This is a genomic window from Pseudomonas sp. MF6747 (assembly GCF_963890955.1).
Taxonomy (GTDB): domain Bacteria; phylum Pseudomonadota; class Gammaproteobacteria; order Pseudomonadales; family Pseudomonadaceae; genus Aquipseudomonas.
The window spans coordinates 176,998-193,086 of the sequence record NZ_CAWPSZ010000006.1 but is presented as its reverse complement, the minus strand read 5'-3'; the positions used below and the strand labels follow the sequence as shown (position 1 = coordinate 193,086).

General features: G+C 59.0%; 12 protein-coding genes. 7 read left to right on the top strand and 5 right to left on the bottom strand.

Annotation, left to right across the window (positions count from 1 at the left end; genetic code table 11):
• Positions 1 to 183: 183 nt before the first annotated feature.
• Positions 184 to 456, top strand: a complete 273-nt coding sequence (locus AACW30_RS08290) for a DUF1652 domain-containing protein (protein WP_106578097.1) — start codon at positions 184 to 186, stop codon at positions 454 to 456.
• 67 nt (positions 457 to 523) lie between these two features.
• Here AACW30_RS08290 and AACW30_RS08285 read toward each other — a convergent pair whose 3' ends face one another.
• A complete protein-coding gene (locus tag AACW30_RS08285) occupies positions 524 to 2,974 on the bottom strand; it encodes a UvrD-helicase domain-containing protein (protein WP_200624719.1) in 2,451 nt (816 codons plus the stop codon).
• A gap of 219 nt (positions 2,975 to 3,193) precedes the next feature.
• On the opposite strand from AACW30_RS08285, the gene AACW30_RS08280 reads away from it, so the two are divergent.
• Complete coding sequence (locus AACW30_RS08280; RefSeq protein ID WP_200624718.1) at positions 3,194 to 3,889, top strand: pirin family protein; 696 nt, start codon at positions 3,194 to 3,196, stop codon at positions 3,887 to 3,889.
• 65 nt (positions 3,890 to 3,954) lie between these two features.
• On the opposite strand, the gene pgm is transcribed toward AACW30_RS08280, so the two are convergent.
• The 4 genes from pgm to AACW30_RS08260 all read right to left on the bottom strand — a co-directional run bounded on the left by pgm (position 3,955) and on the right by AACW30_RS08260 (position 10,286).
• Positions 3,955 to 5,598, bottom strand: coding sequence for a phosphoglucomutase (alpha-D-glucose-1,6-bisphosphate-dependent) (pgm, locus tag AACW30_RS08275; protein ID WP_106578094.1), 1,644 nt, complete (start codon positions 5,596 to 5,598; stop codon positions 3,955 to 3,957).
• 105 nt (positions 5,599 to 5,703) lie between these two features.
• Entirely contained in the window at positions 5,704 to 7,110 is a 1,407-nt protein-coding gene (locus AACW30_RS08270; RefSeq protein WP_200624717.1) for an aminotransferase-like domain-containing protein, read from the bottom strand.
• Positions 7,107 to 8,540 (bottom strand): hypothetical protein, encoded by a 1,434-nt coding sequence (locus AACW30_RS08265; RefSeq protein ID WP_200624716.1) that lies wholly within the window; start codon positions 8,538 to 8,540, stop codon positions 7,107 to 7,109. The genes AACW30_RS08270 and AACW30_RS08265 overlap by 4 nt, the downstream gene beginning before the upstream one ends.
• Positions 8,541 to 9,263: 723 nt before the next feature.
• Entirely contained in the window at positions 9,264 to 10,286 is a 1,023-nt protein-coding gene (locus tag AACW30_RS08260; protein WP_106578091.1) for a zinc-dependent alcohol dehydrogenase family protein, read from the bottom strand.
• A gap of 247 nt (positions 10,287 to 10,533) precedes the next feature.
• Between AACW30_RS08260 and AACW30_RS08255 the strand changes: the two genes are divergently transcribed.
• The 5 genes from AACW30_RS08255 (at position 10,534) to AACW30_RS08235 (ending at position 16,072) form a co-directional block, all read left to right on the top strand.
• Positions 10,534 to 11,448 (top strand): LysR substrate-binding domain-containing protein, encoded by a 915-nt coding sequence (locus AACW30_RS08255; RefSeq protein WP_010210548.1) that lies wholly within the window; start codon positions 10,534 to 10,536, stop codon positions 11,446 to 11,448.
• A gap of 500 nt (positions 11,449 to 11,948) precedes the next feature.
• Positions 11,949 to 12,638: a class I SAM-dependent DNA methyltransferase gene (locus tag AACW30_RS08250; protein WP_119740604.1), complete on the top strand. Its 690-nt coding sequence runs from the start codon at positions 11,949 to 11,951 to the stop codon at positions 12,636 to 12,638.
• 13 nt (positions 12,639 to 12,651) lie between these two features.
• Complete coding sequence (locus AACW30_RS08245) at positions 12,652 to 13,581, top strand: isopenicillin N synthase family oxygenase (RefSeq protein WP_200624715.1); 930 nt, start codon at positions 12,652 to 12,654, stop codon at positions 13,579 to 13,581.
• Between the two features lie 23 nt (positions 13,582 to 13,604).
• A complete protein-coding gene (locus AACW30_RS08240) occupies positions 13,605 to 14,972 on the top strand; it encodes an NAD(P)-dependent oxidoreductase (protein WP_200624714.1) in 1,368 nt (455 codons plus the stop codon).
• Positions 14,969 to 16,072: a mandelate racemase/muconate lactonizing enzyme family protein gene (locus AACW30_RS08235; protein ID WP_200624713.1), complete on the top strand. Its 1,104-nt coding sequence runs from the start codon at positions 14,969 to 14,971 to the stop codon at positions 16,070 to 16,072. The genes AACW30_RS08240 and AACW30_RS08235 overlap by 4 nt, the downstream gene beginning before the upstream one ends.
• The last annotated feature ends 17 nt before the right edge of the window (positions 16,073 to 16,089 follow it).

The window sequence follows — 16,089 nt, the reverse complement described above, 5'->3', positions numbered from 1 at the left end:
CTGAATACTGGCCTTTTGCCTAGTTTGTAGTAGGACATGACCCACATCAAGTTATTGAAAAAGAACTGCCCAACGGGCCTAAAAAAGTCACCTTGCGCTTGCGAACGGATGTTATTTTGAACGTCTTCGATGCCCTGGCCAGTGACGGTCATGGCCCCTGCCGCGAGCTAAAGGAAGCGCTCAATGAAGAAGGTGGGCAACATGAATAAAGTGACGTTTCCCAACGCTTGCCAGCTGATGCGCTGGCATTTTCACCCGATGGGCTTTGAGGGGAGCATGGACGCCCCCGGCAGCATGGTCGCCCGCCTGTTTGATCGCAGCAGCGGCGAAACGTTGATCGCGATTGCCGGCATTCCCTGTGCCACCGTGATGAATGCCGCCGATGTAGAGCGCATCATCGAAGCGGTCGAAGATGAGCTGGAGTGTTTTGTGCCGCCGCTGTCCTTGCGGGCCTGACCTCAGGTTATCAGGCGATGTATAGCTAATGTGGGAACGGCTGGCGCCTTCCCACATCACGTTGCACTCACTGGCCGCGCTGATCGTCGAAAAACGCTTTGTTGCCATCTACCCGTTCCGAAGCCCTGGGCACATTCACGCCCTGGCCTTCCGGCTTTTCCACGAACCAATAGCAATGGCTTACCGCGCGGGTGATCCCGACGTAGGCCAGGCGCAGCACTTCGTCTTTTTGGGCAGAGTCATATGGCTCGCTGTCACCAGCCTTGCCCAGGCCAGCCATGCGGTAGACCTGATTCTTGTAAGGCGAACTGGTCACATGCTGACAATCACCGAGTAGAAATACCGCATCGGCCTGTAGTCCTTTGGCGCTGTGGTAAGTCAGCTGTCTCAGCCTGCGGGCCGGCAGCGGCACGCTAGAATCAGCATTAACTACAGGCTGAATATGCTCTTGAATCAATAACTTATCGCTACTTTTTCGATAAAGCATTAACACCGATTCGCCTCTTTGGTAGTGCGCCAGCAACTGCCGACCCAACGCAGCATCGTCGCGCTCAAGCACCGTCACGGGTACCAATGCCTTGGGCGCCCCACTGGCCTTGGCTTTCTTGCCGGGGATTGCAGGGGCGGCGCGCACAATGTGCTCGGCGGCGTCGATGATGTGCTGGTGGCTGCGGTAGTTCTCACTCAGCATCACGCGGGTGGTGCTCGGCGACGGGAATTCGGTGTTGAATGCCATGAAGTATTGGGGCGAACTGCCGCGCCAGCCATAAATCGACTGCCAGTCATCGCCGACACACAGCAAGGATGAGCGCTGTGCGCCTCGGCCCACGTGCATCGCCGGGCCGCGACTACGGATTTCCCGCAGGCTGGCGCGAATCCACGACACGATCTGCGGTGACACGTCCTGAAACTCGTCGATCATCAAGTGCGACATCGGCCGCAGCAACGGATCGCTGAGCAGCTTGAGATTTTCCGGGGTATTTTCGCCGAACAGCGAAAACATCCGGTTGTAGGTCATGATCGGCGGCGATTGGTCGAGCAAGTGATCTTCCAGGGCTTTCCAGAAGATGCTCAAGGCTTCAAAAAACAAGCGGTCGGGATCGTCCTTGGCAAAGCTCATCTGGCCCACGGCAGTCGGCACGTCCAGGCCGAGGTTCTCGATGAACCCGGCAGCCATGACAAAGCTGTCCAGCAGTGGCGCCGAGGCGAGTTCGCCCTTGACCTTGTAATCGAAGCCCGGCCCTGCGGTAGCATCGCCGGCCAAGCTGCTTAATAGCCGCTTGGAAGATTCGTAACTATCGAGCCAAATCATAGGCTTACGACAGAAAGCTTGAAACAGGGTGCGCTTTACTGCCCACTCGGCACGTACCGAAAGCTTCGAATTCGGCCGGCTGATCTGGGCGTTTTCGCGTGAATCGAAGCCCAGCACCACCCAGGCGTCCAACTGGGGAATATAGCCGTGACAGTGAAACTGCGCGCCATTGATCTCAAACGTCTGACGGCTCGGCTCAATGCCCTTGATCGGCCATGCGCCCGCACGAAACCACAGGTCTTCGATGACATCGCACAGTTCTTCATCACGCTTGGCGGCCAACTCGGTGACGGCGATGCGCTTTTGCACATCCGGATGGTCGCGCTCCAGCTCCTTGAGCTGCAGGCCATGACGGGCCAAGGGTGCAATCAGTTCACGGAAACGCTCGTGCCGGCCGTGCAGCCGGTGGTAGCAGGCATTCATCTGTTGGCGCTGGGCATCGCCGATGCGCAGGTCGAATGGGTTGCTGTCCGCGTCCTCGACACCACTGCTGAGGTTTTCGAACGCCTGCAGCCCTTCAAAGCCAGGCAAGCTGCGTACCATCGGCAAGATGCGCGAGTGAAAGGTACGCACCACGGCCTGGGCTTCTTTGCTGCCAAGGGGTTGGCCCCACAGGCTGAGAATTTCCATGAGCTTGTTGATGAAGTCCTTGCGCGACTCGCGGGTGAACGTCACCACGGTCATCGAGCTCAGTTCAAAGCCCAGGTAATGGGTAAGCAACAGGATCCGCAGCACCAGCGAGGTGGACTTACCGGCGCCCGCACCGGCGATCACCGACGTCGAAGGCGTGTCGCTGAAGATCATTTTCCATTGCGCGCTGCTCGGCTGTGCATGGGCTGGCAGTAAGCGCGCCACATCCGCCTTCATGCGCTTCTTCACGTCGGCGCTGAGCGGCAGCCGCCAGTCGTCGAACAGGCTGTCATCCACGCCTGGCGCCTTGTGCTCTTCGGGCCGGAAGTCACGGATCAGCAATACCTGGCGGCCCTCTTCTATTCCGTCAGCCTTGCCTTCGCGATAGCCATATTCCACACCGGCTTCGTGCCCGCTGCGAAATCCGTCAGCCTGGCCGTGCAGCCAGGAAAACCGATGCTGCGCACGTAGACGCGTCAGGCCGTGGCCAAACAAGCGGGCGGCCAGCCGTTTCAGCAGCGGCATTTCTGCCAGAGGACGAAGCTCAGGGGGCAAATCAGGCGTTTGTTGCGGCACGCGGACTCCAGCGATGAGGTTGGTTTTGGCGAAGGCGCCATGGTCGCCGGAATCGGCGCTCAGTTCCAGCCAATTGCTTTGACGTCATGCAGTTAGGCGATGAAGTGAAAGTTGAAACGCCTGTAACCAATCGAATTATTGGATGAGAATCCAGCAATTTTTACGCTTTTTATCGATCATGCACTGCTGGATCATGGTCCCCATCAACAGGAGACTCTCATGCTCGAACTTCGACCTTTCAACACGCTGGGCGGCGCCCATCATGGCTGGCTTGACGCCCATCACCACTTTTCATTCGCCCAATACCACGACCCCAAGCGCATGCACTGGGGCAACCTGCGGGTATGGAACGACGACATTATCGCGCCGGGCACGGGTTTCCCGCAGCACCCGCACCGCGACATGGAAATCATCACCTACGTGCGCGAAGGCGCCATCAGCCACGCCGACAACCTGGGCAACAAGGGCCGCACCGAGGCCGGCGATGTGCAGGTGATGAGCGCCGGCACCGGGATTGCCCACAGCGAATACAACCTGGAGGCCACCCCGACCAAGATTTTCCAGATCTGGATTATTCCAAACGAAGCCGGCTTGCCGCCTTCATGGGGCGCCAAACCCTTTCCCCAGGGAGATCGCGAGGGCTTTGTGACCCTGGCCAGCGGCAAGGCCGGTGACAGCGAAAGCCTGCGCATCCGCGCTGACGCACGTCTGGTGGCGGCCAACCTGAAAGCGGGCGAAAGTGCCGAGTATCGACTGGACAGCGGGCGCCGCGCGTACCTGGTGCCGGCGACGGGCGTGATTGAAGTCAATGGCTTGCGTGCGCAAGCGCGAGACGGCGTGGCGGTTGAGGATGAACACCTGTTGCGGGTGACGGCGCTCGAGGACAGCGAGATCGTGCTGGTCGATCTGGCTTGAAGGGACTTTCGTTAACCTGAGAATGTGAGAGGGAGCAACTCCCTCCCACAGCCGATATGGCGTGATTACTGGCTGATTGCGCCGTCGACCAGCACCTGCGCTTCTTCTACCAGTTGCTTGAGGTGATCCTCGCCCACAAAGCTCTCGGCGTAGATCTTGTAGATGTCCTCGGTGCCCGATGGGCGCGCGGCAAACCAGCCGTTTTCGGTCATCACCTTCAAACCGCCAATCGCCTGGTTATTGCCCGGCGCATGGCTGAGGATCTGCTGGATGCTTTCCCCGGCCAATTGCGTGGACGTGACCTGTTCCGGCGACAGCTTGCCCAGCAAGGCTTTCTGCGCCGGGGTGGCCTTGGCGTCGACGCGGATCGCGAAGGGCTCGCCCAGCGCATCGGTCAGGCCACGGTAGATCTGGCTTGGGTCCTGGCCTTTGCGCGAGGTCATTTCCGCCGCCAGCAGGGCCGGAATCAAGCCATCCTTATCGGTGCTCCACACAGTGCCATCCTTGCGCAGGAACGAGGCGCCGGCGCTCTCTTCGCCGCCAAAACCCAGAGAGCCTTCAAACAGGCCATCGGCAAACCATTTGAAGCCTACGGGCACTTCGTACAGACGACGGCCGATACGTGCGGCCACGCGGTCGATCAAGCCACTGCTGACCACGGTCTTGCCCACGGCTGCATCGGCGCGCCAGTCCGGGCGGTTCTGAAACAGGTAATCGATGGACACGGCCAGATAATTGTTCGGTGCCAACAGGCCGCCTGACGGCGTGACGATGCCGTGTCGATCGTGGTCCGGGTCGCAGGCGAAGGCCACGTCGAACCGCTCCTTGAGGCCGATCAAGCCTTGCATCGCATAGCTGGAGGACGGGTCCATACGGATCTGGCCGTCCCAGTCGACGCTCATGAAGCGGAAGGTGGAATCGACTTCAGTGTTCACCACGTCCAGGTTCAAGCGGTAGTGCTCGGCAATCGCCGACCAGTAGCGCACCCCTGCTCCGCCCAGAGGATCGACGCCCAGGCGCAAATCGGCGCTGCGGATGGCGTCCATGTCGATCACGTTGACCAGATCGGCCACGTAGCTGTTGAGGTAATCATGGCGGTGCGTGGTATCGGCCTTGAGCGCCTGGGCGTGGGTGATGCGCTTGACCCCGGCGAGTTTGTTGGCCAACAGTTCATTGGCCTTGGCTTCGATCCACTTGGTGACGTGGGTATCGGCTGGGCCGCCATTGGGCGGGTTGTACTTGTAGCCGCCGCTTTGCGGCGGGTTGTGCGACGGCGTGATAACGATGCCGTCGGCCAGGCCCGTGGTGCGGCCGCGGTTGTAGCAGATGATGGCGTGGGAAATGGCCGGGGTCGGCGTGTATTCATCGCCCTCGGCCAGCATCACGTGCACGCCGTTGGCCGCCAGGACTTCCAGCGCGCTGGCACCGGCCGGCGTCGACAGCGCATGAGTATCCAGGCCGACGAACAAAGGACCATTGATGCCTTGGGCTTCGCGATACAAACAGATGGCCTGGCTGATGGCGAGTACGTGCCACTCGTTGAAGCTCAGCTCAAACGAGCTGCCGCGGTGGCCGGAGGTACCAAAAGCCACGCGCTGGGTGGAGATCGCTGCATCAGGCTGGCCTGTGTAGTAGGCCGTGACCAGTCGCGGGATATCCACCAGCAACTGAGCTGGCGCCGGCTTGCCCGCAAAAGGACTGATAGTCATGCATGAACCTCGAAAAGAAGGATTTGGAAAAAACGACAGTTTACTGAGAGTTGGACTACTACGCGACGGTATCGATCCTACAAAACTCAGAGAAATTTCACGCATCTAGCCCGTTTGTGCCTGCCGCAGGGCATCAGCCAGCGCCGCCAGCGCAACGTCCAGGTTGGGCTGCCCATGAAAGGTATGGCTCAAACGCATGTGCTGATGGTGCAGGCCGCCGACGCTGAACAACTCGCCGGGCGCCACCACCACTTGCCGGGCCAGCAAACACTGGAACACCTGGCGCATATCCACTGCCTGGGTCGAACCCAACCAGAACGTAGCGCCGCCGGCAGGCATACGATAAGTCACTTGATCGCCCAAATGCTGGTCGAGCAGCAGGCTCATTGCGCCGGCTTGCTCACGCAGCAACTGACGCAGGGTACGCAGGTGCTGATCAATTTGCCCGCTCTGATACAGGCGGGCAATCGCGCGTTGGCGAATTGACGACAACCGGAACGAGCGCAGCAGAAACTGGCGCTGCAATTGGCTGCTCATGTGCCGGGACAGCGCGTAGCCATACGGCGCTTCTGGGCCGAGAATTTTCTCGAAGGAGGAAAACACCATCAGCCGCTCCGGGTTCACCAGATCGCGCAAGGCCGTGTGGGGCGGTTTGAAACTCAACTCCCCGCACGTGTCGTTCTCCAACAGCCAGCACCCATGCTGGTCGAGCAATTGCGCCACCTTGAGGCGATCGCGCAGGGCCATCGCCACGCCAGAAGGCTGGCTGACCGTCGATGAGAGCAGCACCAGGCTCACGCGCTCGTCGCGCAGCAGGCCTTCGAGCGACACCAGGTCGAGGCTGCCGTCCTGCGCCCAGGGCAATTCGAGCAGGCGGATGCCGGCATCCTGCAGCAGGCGCAGGATCAGCCAGTCGCAGGGCGACTCGATAATCACCGTAGAACCGGGCAGGCCGAGCACCTCGATGAGGATATCAAGCACCCCGCGCAGGTCGGCACCGATATACACGTCATCGGCGTGCCAGCAGCGCGTCGGCGACGAGGTGTAACGCGCCGCCAGCGCTGCGCGCAGCTCCCACACCCCACATGGCTGGGACCAGGGCTGCAAGTGGTGCGGGTATTGGCGCACCAACTCCCGCTCCAGGCGCAACAGCGTGCTGTCCAGCGACGCCAACAAGGCAGGTTCATCGCCACTGAGCACTACCATGCCCGGGCGTCGCGCGGCCACATAGAGGCGCTCGAGCAAATCCCCGCTTGGCCACGTCGAGGTGCCGCCGGCAAGCGGCCAGGCGTAATAGCCTGACTTGGCCACTGAATACACCCGCCCCTCTTTCTCCAGCAGCGAATAGGCGTACTGGATGGTGGAAATGGACACGTTCAGGCGCTGGGATAACTGGCGCAGAGACGGCAGCTTTACTCGGCTATCGCTGCTGACCTCGTCAATCAGGTTGATCATGTAGCGATACACCGCCTGATAGGCGAACTCCACCTGCCGCACACCACGCAGCGTCATCGCCCGGACAGCTGCAAGGCCATGTCGGCACTGGCCATCGACCGTTCCTGACGGCAACCACGAGCGGTACTGCCGCGGCCGCCGGGCATTGGCCGCTTGCGGTACAGATGCTGAAGCAACGGCAGCGGCAGCCCGCTGGCGTCGGTTACCCATTGCTGCAGCATCTCGGCAGCGGGCTTGCCCTGCAGCACTTTGTGCAGTTCCGGCAGGGCCACCAGCATGCCCGAGTGGCACTGGCGCAAATAACCTTCCAGCCGCTCACCGTGGTGGATAAAGGGCGAAAACAGCAGGCAGATCAACTGGCCCTCATCCAGGCCGAAAAACTGCTGGGCGTGCTGGGCCGATATGGCGCGCCCTTCGCGGCTGACGGCTTGGGTGATCAACGCTTCGCACACTTGCCGACGACGCAGGTAATTCGCTGCCTGCAGCATGAACCCTTCGACGCCCGCTTCGTAATCCAGCGCCCTCAGGCTCTCGGCTTGCAGGCCTCGCAGGTGCGCCATCAACATCGGATTGGCAAAGGTCGGATGACTCAGATGAAAGCCCAGTGGGTCCGGGTTATAGGCCATGAACTCGGTGAGCAACGGTGCACAAGCGCGGTCAATGCCGTCCAGCAGGTCGGCGATACCGATGTACGCGAGGTGGCGGTGCCCACCCGGGCTGGTGTCGCTCTTCGCCACATAGTGCTCGCCGTACAAGTCACGATAAATGTCGTCACTCCACTGATCCATGCGCGCGAACAGCCCATTGAGCGTGGCAGGCCTGCCCGCAGGAACCTCGACGCCTGCGGCCTGGGCGGTCTTTTTCAGCCAGGCCAGCAACTGGCCCTGCTTGCGCGCGCAATCGCCGCTGACCAATGCATGCACGCCACCGTCCCAGGCGGTGACGCGCTGGTAGAAGTCGCCCAAGGCCAGATAGGTCTCGTTGCACAGTGTTGCGCGAACGTCACCGGAGGACAGATGCCCCATCATCAACATGTTGCGCTGGCTGACCTCGCGCCCAGTGGCGGAGGCCGGGCGCTGGTGGTTGAACGGCAGCACCTGGTGGTTTTCCACCATCAGCAGCTCAACCCGTGGGTCGTCGTGAAAAAACAACTGGCTGTAGCCGCGGTGAAGCGTGTCGAGCGTGCCTTGGGTCATGCCGCTGTGACGCAAGGTGGCCACGCGCAGTTGGAACGTCTTGGGCGCGCGGCCGGCGATGCTTAATTGCGCGGCACGCAACAACGCCAGGGTGTACCTGCTGACTTCACCGCCGCCATGGGCCACCAGCACCTTGTAATCGCCCACCTGCTCCATACCGCCAGCGGCAACCACAATCCGCTGTATCAACAATTGAAGTGCTGTGCGTTCTGCACGATTGAAGTGCCCAATGAGCCGTTGCAGTACTTGCTGGTAAACATAATTCATAGCTTGTTCGTGAATAGCGCTCATAGCTCTACTACCTGAGTTGAAATATCAGTTTCAAGCAACTACCGAGACGTACTGTCCGGTCTATTGCATCTGTAAGAAGGGGTGCCCGCGCTACCGTGTTCGCGATAAATAAACACTAGCACTGTGCAATTAATCGACATGGAATATGCACCGGAGCGCAGTTGGAGCATCCATTGCGCCAACAGGCCGTGCGTGAGGCGTCCAGGCCGTCAATGCGGCAATCCTAGGAATGCTCTGACGGCCCCCTACACTCATTTATCCTTAAACTAGAAGATGAATCTGACACATAAAAAGCTTCTAACTTTGACCTCCGCTGATTTATCGATTGAGGCTCGCCTGGAAAGTACCCGCATCCTCGGGTCCAGGCAGTTGCTGCATTATCATGGGGAGTTGCAGGCAGCCCCTGTTGGGGTATCAGAGTATCAATCATTACTCGGTCCTTGTGTTGAACGTGAAGACTCAATTATCAGGACTGGAATAATGATTAACAGATACAGAAGCCGGTCGAAAACCAGTTCAGATAATTATCCGTTGCGGCGTAAATAGCGCGCACACAAAGACGCCGCGCTGAAAATCAGGGCGGCGGCAGGGGCAAAGGTATCGTTTACAGGACCGAAAGACGCGCGCGCGTTTCATCCAACGCGCGGGTTAAGCCCTGCTAAATGGCGCATTTGTCTCATGCGCCCAGGGCCCGGATGACTCATTTGCGAATATTCCTACACCTCAAACAGCTTCAACCTGCAACGCAACGCGTTCGCGACACGGGCATTCGTCCATATAGCGGTGCGCTTCCACGAACTGATTGAATGGAAACACCGTCGTTTTCAGCGGCACCAGTACGCGGTCGGCCGTCAGTTGGTTGATATCACGCAGCGCACGCTGCAACGCCACCTGGTCCTGAATGATGCCCAGCTCCGGCTTGCCGGTGAAGTTGCCGATGCAATGCACAAAGAACTGAATGTTCTTCTGGAACGCTGCGCACGCCGGAAACGGTGTCTGGTTGCCGCCTTGCAGACCATAAAGCACCAGGCTGCCACGCGGTGCCAGCACGTCACCGAGCAACGACATCTGCGGGCCGCCCAAGCCATCGAACACCACGTCAACGCCGCGGTTGTCGGTGAACTTGTTGACCTGCATGAGCAAGTCCTGTTCTTCGGTGACAATCACCTTTTCTGCCCCGAGGGACAGCAGGTACTCACGCTCCGCGCTGTCTTTGGTCGCGGCAATCACCCGCACACCCAGGGCTTTGCCCAGTTGTACGAACGAGGGGCCGGCGCAGTGGCTGGCGTCGGTCACCAGGGCAAACTGGCCGGGTTTGACCCGCGCCAGGTCCACATAGGCAAAGTAGGCAATCAGCAGCGGCGTGTAGTGCACGCTGGCTTCGATCGGGCTCAAGACGTCCGGGTAACGGGTCAGGGCCGAACGGGGCAGGACGATCTGTTCGCCATACACCGGGTAATCGTTGGGGCTCTCGGCCGGAAAACTGGCCACTTTATCGCCCACCGCCAAGTCATCCACGCCGTCGCCGAGGGCTACAACCACCCCGGCCATCTCATGGCCGAGGCCGGATGGCAGACGTGCATGGGAAGACGCCAGGTTCTGGCGCCACAAAATGTCGTACCAGCTGATGCCAATCGCGTCGACACGCACCTGCACTTCGCCCGGTGCGGGCAGCGCGGCTACATGCTCTTCGCACTTGAGCACCTCGGCCGGACCAAACTTGTGAAAACGGATCGTGCGGGACATCGCAAACCTCGTCAAAGTAACCTCTAATGCCATGAACTCTATCTGGGCTTTCCAGGTAAGACCACCGGTCGCCGTTAATAGTCGACATGCCTGTCATTGATTCCGCAACTGAGGAATGGACCCCAGATCTTGTAGGAAAACTCAATTAGCCGGTGCAGAGTACCAGCCTTTCCCCGTAAGATTCATGCTGGTCATTGTTTACATGTGGCCGCTCTCGTCAAGCTCGCTGACTCTTCCAGGACACAAGATGAACCGTAACGACCTGCGTCGTGTCGACCTTAACCTCTTGATCGTATTCGAAACCTTGATGCATGAGCGCAGTGTGACCCGTGCTGCCGAGAAGCTGTTCCTTGGCCAGCCGGCCATCAGTGCGGCGTTGTCGCGCCTGCGTGGACTGTTCGATGACCCGCTGTTTGTGCGCACCGGGCGCAGCATGGAGCCGTCCGCCCGCGCTGTAGAGATTTTCGCCCTGCTCTCCCCGGCCCTGGACTCGATTTCCACCGCCGTGAGCCGCGCCGCCGAATTCGACCCAGCCACCAGTACGGCCGTGTTCCGCATCGGTTTGTCGGACGACGTCGAATTCGCCCTGCTCCCCCAGTTGCTCAAACGCCTGCGCGCCGAAGCGCCGGGCATCGTGCTGGTGGTGCGCCGGGTCAATTACATCCTGATGCCGGGTCTGCTGGCCTCCGGCGAAATTTCCATCGGCGTAAGCTACACCGCCGACCTGCCGGCCAACGCCAAGCGCAAGGTCCTGCGCCGCAGCCTGCCGAAACTGCTGCGCGCCGACAGCGTGCCCGGCTCGCTGAGCCTGGATGATTTCTGCGCCCGCCCCCACGCCCTGGTGTCATTCGCCGGCGACCTGAGCGGGTTTATCGATGAAGAGCTGGAAAAACTCGACCGCAAGCGCCACGTGGTCCTAGCCGTGCCGCAGTTCAATGGGCTGGGCACATTGCTGGCCGGCACCGATATCCTGGCCACCGTGCCGGACTACGCCGCCGAGGCGCTGACCTCAGCGGGCGGTTTGCGCGCAGAAGACCCGCCGTTGCCCGTACGCTCGTTCGAATTGCACATGGCCTGGCGTGGCTCGCAGGACAACGATCCGGGAGAGCGCTGGTTGCGCTCGCGGATTCAGATGTTTTTTGGCGACCCTGAGAGTCTCTAAGCATCGTCACGAAGCCAGTTCATCCTGATCACTTCTGCTTTTTGATAGACCATGGAAGTCCATGCACTTCCAGGGAATTGCTACGTTCGAAGGTATATTTTAGGGCATGCTTGGGATGGTTTGAAGCGGATGCCCCCAGCCTCACGTACTACAGTCCCCTCTCGAAAACTGCCCCATTACTCTGCGCAAACACCGCTGAGTGAAGTTAGGCCGATGAGATGCTCCTCTGCGCCCAAGGGTGGGAGCAACCCAGTGTTCCAGCGCAATAGTGGACAGATCAACCACCTGTACCGTGAAGTAGGAATACTCCAATAAGTCCTGTCTAGCGTCCCATAGGAAAACGGCATGTATAACACCTGGTTATCCATGTAGGAAAAATCCGAAGGATAAGTCATCTATTTGGTCTTTACAGCGCGGTACCGGCGAATAAGAATGAACCCCCCACTCACGCCCCACCCTGATTCATTCAACCTGAAAAATAATTTTCCGGAGAATACAGAATGGCCAGCGAAAATAACGCCACGAGAATTTCTACCGCTTATTCCTCGACATCGGTGAATCGCGCCCTCAACTTCAATCGCGATTACTTTCGCCTCAGGGATTACTATGAAACATGGTCTACTGATTATGACAATGATGTGTCCGAAGAGAACTATTGCGGTCCACTCGTAATCAGCGACCTGCTGACATCGCTTCTTGGCAACGCAGACACAAACAACAGAAAACCTCGTAGTGCTTTACGCATCATGGATGCCTGCTGCGGGACCGGGTTGGTGGGGAAACAACTGACCCAACGAGGTTTTAGCACTATAGACGGTTGCGATCTGTCACCGGCGATGACACAGTTGGCGCGTCAGACCCAAGCATATGGGGCGCTCTACGGCGGAGTGGATCTGACCGAACACAACACGTTAATTGCGGACAGCGGGTATGACGCAACCTTGTGCTGCGGTGCGTTCATCGAGGGTCACCTGCCCATAGAAGCCATTCACGAACTTATTCGCATGACTGCCCCCGGCGGACTTTTACTGTTTAGCACGCGATGCACGTTCTATGAGGCAGAAAACTTCGCGGACCTGTTGGGCAGTTTAGTCGCGACAAAAAAACTATCCCCCCTACCGTCACTTATGAATGCTCCTTATTTAGACGAGGTACATGCTCACTACCTAGCATTTAGAATTACCCGATAAGGGGGGCTCGAGCATGGAGGCCTTGAATCGCATTTCACTTGAAGTGCTTGAATCTATTGATACGCCGCGCGAAGTACGACGCCTACGTGAAACCTGTATTAAGGACGGTTTCTTTTATTTAACCGAACACGGTATAAGTCCGCTGCTTATCGATCAGGCGTTTAGTGCGGCGCGACAATTCTTCGCGCTGCCGCTGGAGATCAAGAATCATTTTTCCCAAGACCACCAACAGGTCAGCCCCAGAACTTGCCGGGGTTATGTACATACCTTTGGCGAAACATTGCACGCCCCTACCGGTCCCGATTGTAAACAGCACTTCGACATGGGACGAGAGGCCGCCCTGTGCGAAAAACCTTTCACAGGTCCGAACTTGCTACCCGACGAGCAAATAGCTCCCGGTTTCGCCAAGGCGATGCTGGCCCTGCAAGACCAAGTCATGCACCTAGTGGTGCCTCGATTATTACAAGGGCTGGCGCTTGCCCTGGGGTTGGACAAGCTGTTCTTCGAGCCCTTCTTTTCTGATCCGGTGCTGATACAGCGTGCCCTGTACTACCCACCACTGCGCAGTGGCGCGGGCAAACACACGGACAACGGCATATTCACCTTGCTGTTCCAGGAGGCCGGTGATGCCTGCGCGCTACGCGCTTTTTCCCAAGGACGCTGGATCGATGTTCCGCCTTGCGGGCACGAAGTGGTGATCAACCTGGGGGACATGCTGATGAAGTGGAGTAACGGCCTCTTTACCAGTACACCCCACCAAGTCATTCACCGTGCGAACAGTGGCAGGGTATCGCTGCCGTTTTTTGTGTACCCGAACGTGGACGCCAGGTTCAACCCTCTGGGCAGCGACCAGGTCGTGTCGTGCCAGCAAGTCATGCTTGAAAATTTCAACTCAATCTGGGTAACCGGCCAGGGTGCCGGCAGGGCACGCGAACTCGCTTGACCCCACCATCAGGAGGAATCGATATGCAAGCTGCCAAGCCGAAAGTCGGCTTCATCGGTACCGGCAATATGGGCCGTCCATTGATAGAGCGTCTGCTGAATGCGGGTTATCACGTCCAGGTCCATGATATCGACCCCGCGCATGCTGGACCGGTGATCGAGTTGGGCGCTTTCTGGAAAGACACCCCTGCCCTGTGCGCCCACACATGCCAGATTGTGGTGACATGCCTGCCGCTACCGCACCACGTGCTGGAAAACATGACGGGGGAGCACGGCGCTCTGGCGGGAATGGCCGAAGGTACGGTCTGGATCGACACCTCCACCACCGACTATCACAACACCCAACATATCGCTGAATTGGCCAGGCAAAAAAATATCTTCAGCCTGGAAGCGCCCGTCAGCAACCTGTCACATATGGGCGTGGATTTTGCCAACGTATGCTTCTACATCGGCGGAGATGAACGCGGCTACCCATTGAGCCGGGTCATGCTTGACACCATGGGACGCAAGTCTTTCTACGTGGGAGAGATCGGTGCCGGCCAATCGGTCAAATTGCTCACCAACCTGCTGTTCTACACCGCCACCGTGGTATGGGCCGAACTGCTGGTCATGGCCAGAGCCAACGATATTCCGCTGCACTGGCTGTGGGATTACGTGAAAGTCTCGCGGGGAAACTGCTTTGTCAGCAACCAACTGACCCCATTCATATTCGACGCCAGCTACGATCATTCCTGCACGTTGGAAATCACCGTCAAGGACACCAGCCTCACCGAGGCATTGGCCGATGAGCTGGGGGTGGCCATGCCGCTGGGACGCATCGTCGCGCAGCGCTACCACCAGGCTGGGACGCTGTTCGACAGCCAGGACAATCACGTAAAGGTGGCCGCCATGAGCGAGCGGGAAAACGGACTATCCCTCACCCTGCCCGATTTTCATGCGCCTTCGCCCTATGGCGCCAACCGCGACTATCGCCACAGCGGCGTTGTGATTGAGGACCCCCTGGGCCGCATCACTCCGGCCCTGGCACAGACGTTTCATTCGGGCCTTGTATTCACCGACGACAACAAGATCAAGCTGGCCTCGCACCTGGTGGAATTCCTGGCCTGCATCAACAAGGTCATCCTCGACGAGGCCTGGCAAATCGGTCGCGCAATGGGTCTTTCGGACACGCTGATCGAGCAGGTGGTGAACTGGAGTTGCGGCCCCAGTTGGGTTGCCGAACACCTGGATAGCTATGAACCTTGCCTGGACAGTATCGCAGCGGTTGGCGAACTCCAGCAGGCACTGCAACTGTCCGTCATTGAGCAAATTTTTCACCAGTCGATTCTGGGCTTTCCCTCCCCTGCCCGCGCAGTCGGGCGTGCGGTGCGGCAGGGAGCGTTCGCACCATGAAAATCACCTCCATCAAGGTCTACCAGCTGGATATACCGCTCAAGAACAAATACAGCCTCAGCGGGGGGCGACTGCACTATGACTCACTCGACTCCACCATCGTCCTGGTCACCACGGACAGTGGCCTGGTGGGCGTCGGCGAGAGTTGCCCTTGGGGCGCCACTTACTTGCCTGCCTACGCCAAAGGCGTGCGGGCCGGCATAGAGGAATTGGCGCCGCACCTGTTGGGTGAAAATCCACTGCACCTGGATCAGATCAATGCACGCATGGACCTGATGCTTCCGGGTCACCCCTACGTGAAAGCTGCAATCGACCTGGCGTGCTGGGACATCCTCGGCAAACACTGCCAACTGCCGGTATACGCATTGCTTGGCGGCCGGTTCCAGGCGTCGATAGCCTTGCAAAGCAGCATTCCCACCGACGATACAGTGCAGATGGCGGCCCATCTGGCCTTGGCTCGCAGCGAGGGTTATCGCACCCACTCCTGCAAGGTCGGCATCGGGGTGGAGGAGGATGTGGCTCAGATCCAGCGCCTGCTCGAACAGCGCCTGCCCGGAGAGGTCATCACCTTCGATGTCAATCGTGCCTGGACGGTTTCGGAGGCCGTCGCCGTAATGAACAGCGTGGAAGACCCAACAGTGTGCTTCGAACAGCCCTGCGAATCCTTGGAGCAGTGCCGAGCGGTGCGGGAACTGACACGCAACCCGATCATTCTGGATGAGTCCATTGTGACCCTTGGCGACCTGGTACAAGGCCAGCGCCAGAACATCGCCCAACTGATAGGGTTGAAGATTGGCCGCGTGGGAGGACTGACCAAAGCCCGACAGCTTCGGGACTTCTGCATCTACCACGGCATACGGATGAATATTGAAGACGTCGGCGGCACCCAGGTCAGTGACAGCGCCGTTATGCATTTGGCAGCTTCGACCCCTGGCCGCCTACATCGTGCCAGCTGGAATTGCTGCCGACACCATGAGATGCACGTGGCCGAGGTGGATTTTGAAATCAGCCAAGGCCGTGCCTACCTGCGTGACGGCCCAGGCCTGGGGCTGACGCTTGACTCCCGGCAGTTCGAGCACCCCGTCGCCCAGTACGGATAAATTTCACTGTCCTTCCA

What these genes read in the sequence shown, in the direction of transcription:
- AACW30_RS08265 (WP_200624716.1), bottom strand. Translation starts at nt 8,540, where the DNA reads ATGAGCGCTATTCACGAACAAGCTATGAATTATGTTTACCAGCAAGTA.
- AACW30_RS08280 (WP_200624718.1), top strand. Translation starts at nt 3,194, where the DNA reads ATGCTCGAACTTCGACCTTTCAACACGCTGGGCGGCGCCCATCATGGC.
- AACW30_RS08250 (WP_119740604.1), top strand. Translation starts at nt 11,949, where the DNA reads ATGGCCAGCGAAAATAACGCCACGAGAATTTCTACCGCTTATTCCTCG.
- AACW30_RS08240 (WP_200624714.1), top strand. Translation starts at nt 13,605, where the DNA reads ATGCAAGCTGCCAAGCCGAAAGTCGGCTTCATCGGTACCGGCAATATG.
- pgm (WP_106578094.1), bottom strand. Translation starts at nt 5,598, where the DNA reads ATGACTATCAGTCCTTTTGCGGGCAAGCCGGCGCCAGCTCAGTTGCTG.
- AACW30_RS08245 (WP_200624715.1), top strand. Translation starts at nt 12,652, where the DNA reads ATGGAGGCCTTGAATCGCATTTCACTTGAAGTGCTTGAATCTATTGAT.
- AACW30_RS08260 (WP_106578091.1), bottom strand. Translation starts at nt 10,286, where the DNA reads ATGTCCCGCACGATCCGTTTTCACAAGTTTGGTCCGGCCGAGGTGCTC.
- AACW30_RS08270 (WP_200624717.1), bottom strand. Translation starts at nt 7,110, where the DNA reads ATGACGCTGCGTGGTGTGCGGCAGGTGGAGTTCGCCTATCAGGCGGTG.
- AACW30_RS08235 (WP_200624713.1), top strand. Translation starts at nt 14,969, where the DNA reads ATGAAAATCACCTCCATCAAGGTCTACCAGCTGGATATACCGCTCAAG.
- AACW30_RS08255 (WP_010210548.1), top strand. Translation starts at nt 10,534, where the DNA reads ATGAACCGTAACGACCTGCGTCGTGTCGACCTTAACCTCTTGATCGTA.
- AACW30_RS08290 (WP_106578097.1), top strand. Translation starts at nt 184, where the DNA reads ATGAAGAAGGTGGGCAACATGAATAAAGTGACGTTTCCCAACGCTTGC.